3 protein-coding genes are annotated in these 2,774 nt (G+C 50.2%); 2 read left to right on the top strand and 1 reads right to left on the bottom strand.

From position 1 onward, the window contains the following. On the top strand, positions 1-271 hold a 271-nt coding region (locus tag FCR06_RS32060), incomplete at its 5' end, for an OmpA family protein (RefSeq protein ID WP_138506932.1). A 208-nt stretch (positions 272-479) separates the two neighbouring features. After that, complete coding sequence (locus FCR06_RS32055; RefSeq protein WP_189523672.1) at positions 480-2,012, top strand: peroxidase family protein; 1,533 nt, start codon at positions 480-482, stop codon at positions 2,010-2,012. A 191-nt stretch (positions 2,013-2,203) separates the two neighbouring features. Here FCR06_RS32055 and FCR06_RS32050 read toward each other — a convergent pair. After that, a partial coding sequence (locus FCR06_RS32050; protein ID WP_138506928.1) for an efflux RND transporter periplasmic adaptor subunit occupies positions 2,204-2,774 on the bottom strand: 571 nt, incomplete at its 5' end.

Below are 2,774 nucleotides of genomic sequence, written 5' to 3'. Positions count from 1 at the left end.
GCTCGATACTGTCGCTTCGATTCTTCGCAGAAATGTTTATTTAAAGCTGGATATTTCGGGACATACAGACAGTACTGGTGACGAGGAGAAGAATAAAATTTTAAGCAGCAACAGAGCACAGGCCGTCCTGGATTATCTGATTACAAAAGGGCGCTTATCGCGCAGCAGCCTGACTGCAGTCGGATATGGCAGCGAGCGGCCTGTGGCAGATAATAAGAACCCGGAGGGCAGAAAAATAAACAGAAGAGTTGATATGAAGCTTCGATATTGAGTTGTATTTCACTGGATTTGATAATTATTCTACTGTTTTATCGGATGATGCAGAAAAGAGGGTGTTTTTCCCGTTGCATGGGTTGTTTGTTACAGGTACCTTTCTGTATCTCCTAAAAACAAATCAAATGTCAAACAACTCAATGCCGCTTTCTTTGTCGACACCCCCATTAAAACCCACAAGACAGGGTAGAGGGACGCACGGACTCGTGCGTGGCCTGGATCATGTGCCGGAAAGTCAAAATTTTGAAGGTCGTTTCGGAAGAATGTTCAGACATCTCAAGCCTGCGCTGCATTTGGAAGATGACCTGAAGGCGCTCGGAACCGCTATGACGGCAGATGCAGATAAGCCTACTCCGGAAACAAAGAATCCCCGTGATGATGAGGAGAATACGGGAATCAGTGCCGGCTATACCTACTTCGGACAGTTTATCGACCACGATCTTACTTTTGACCCTTCTACGCTTGCGCAGCAAAAAAGTGATCCGGAAGCTATTGTCGACTTTCGTACGCCGCGTTTCGATCTGGATAATTTGTATGGACGCGGCCCGGATGACCAGCCCTATCTCTATGACTTTCAGGACGACGGGACGATAAAGATGCAGCTGGGCGATCCACTAACCGGCAATTCCAATGATCCGGATACGCGTGATCTCCCCCGTCGAGGGCAGGGTGATCCCCAGTTCGCGCTCATTGGGGATAAGCGGAATGATGAAAATGTCATTGTTTCTCAGCTGCAGGGAATCTTTCTTCGCTTTCACAATCGGATGTTGAATGTTCATAAGCAGAAAGGCCTTCCGACAGATTTCGACAGCGTCCGGAAAGTGGTGCAATTCCATTATCAATGGGTGGTTGTCCACGACTTTCTGCCTACTATTATCGGATGGGACATGCTTCACCGCATCTTCCCGCATATCGGAGCGCAGTCTTCTATATTGGAATATAAACCTCGTTTGAGGTTTTATCATCCGAAGAAGGACCCATTCATGCCGGTCGAATTCTCTGTAGCGGCCTATCGCTTTGGGCATTCGATGGTAAGACCGCTTTACCGGTTGAACGAGCGGGATGATCTATCGAGTCATCCACACGATCCCCGGCCGCATATCTTTCCTGATCTGAAAGCCTTCGGCAAATTCCGCAGCGATTACGCCATCGACTGGCGGCTTTTCTTCGACTTCGGAAACGATGCGGAACCATTCAGCAAGGAAAGGATTCAGCCTGCCTATAAGATAGATACCTCGCTGGTGAGTCCGCTCCGGCATTTACCTGCGCCTATTACCGGCGAACAGCCGCCTTCACTCGCACAGCTCAATCTGCGACGCGGCCTGAAGCTGAAGCTGCCTTCGGGACAGGACGTAGCCAGGGCGATGGGCGTGCCTGTTATTCCCGATGAATTGCTTCGCGTTGGAAAAGCAAATGAAGATGGTCAGGGAGATGGTTCGCTGGAAAAGCCGGGCACGAATCAGTCCATCCTCTCTATCTCGGAGAATTTCAGGGACAATGCCCCTTTGTGGTTTTATATTCTTGCAGAAGCGCAGCAGCAATATGTGGACGATGATACGCCGATTTGTTTGGGACCGGTTGGTGGCCGCATTGTCGGCGAGACATTTGCCGGACTGTTGTTTGGCGATAAGAATTCTTTTCTGCATACTCCCGGGTGGCATCCCTATCCCGAATTTCTGTCTAATGGAGAGTTTGGCATTCCGCAATTGATCAGTCAGGCGATGTTATCTGAGAAATAATTGATCACAAGGCATGGAGATTTATTAACGAACAGGCTTCCAATAAGCCGTGCTGCCCGGTTTGCGTTCGTCTGTAGCTCTCGCGATCAAAGTATCGACGGTCTGCAGATTGCCGAATATTTCAATACTACCGTCGATCGTCATACCCTGCAGGACATCGACCCATTGGGCTTTCCCGTCATGTACCCGGATTACGAACTTACGTTCCAGCGTGATGCAATAGCGGCCGGTGCTACCAGAAAGGAAGGGGCATGCCGCCTAAGTTCCAGATGTGCATTCACGAAAGCGCCGGCTTTCAGGATATGCTGCTGGTTTGCTACCTCATATTCCCAGAGTTCGGTCCGCGTTCCGGGATCGATCGTCTCTGTCTTTCTTTGAAGGACACCGGTAAAACGCTGTTGGGGATAGGCATCTACATGGAAGCTGAGCTTATCCGGCACGGCCGCCGCCGCGTAGATTTCAGGGATCACTACGCGCAGCCAGAGAACATGGTTGTCCTGTACGGTCAGCAGCATATTGTTGACGCTTACCAATGCACCGGGTTCTGCCTTACGCGCTACCACGACTCCGTCAAAAGGCGCCGTTATATATAAATATCCCGAGAGGTCCTTGTAGGATCTGGCTTGCTGCCGCATGGCTTCATAGGCTGCACTGTCCGATTTCATCTGCCCCTCACCGGCGACAAGATCTACCGGCGCGACAATACCTGGTGATCCGCTTTGTGCGGCTTTTAACAGACGCTTATATTTGTCTTTGCTGGCG

Source organism: Nostoc sp. PA-18-2419 (assembly GCF_005869855.1).
In the GTDB taxonomy this organism is placed as follows: Bacteria; Cyanobacteriota; Cyanobacteriia; order Cyanobacteriales; family Nostocaceae; genus Nostoc.
The sequence above is the reverse complement of the archived record's forward strand: the minus strand, read 5'-3'. Positions and strand labels throughout refer to the sequence as shown.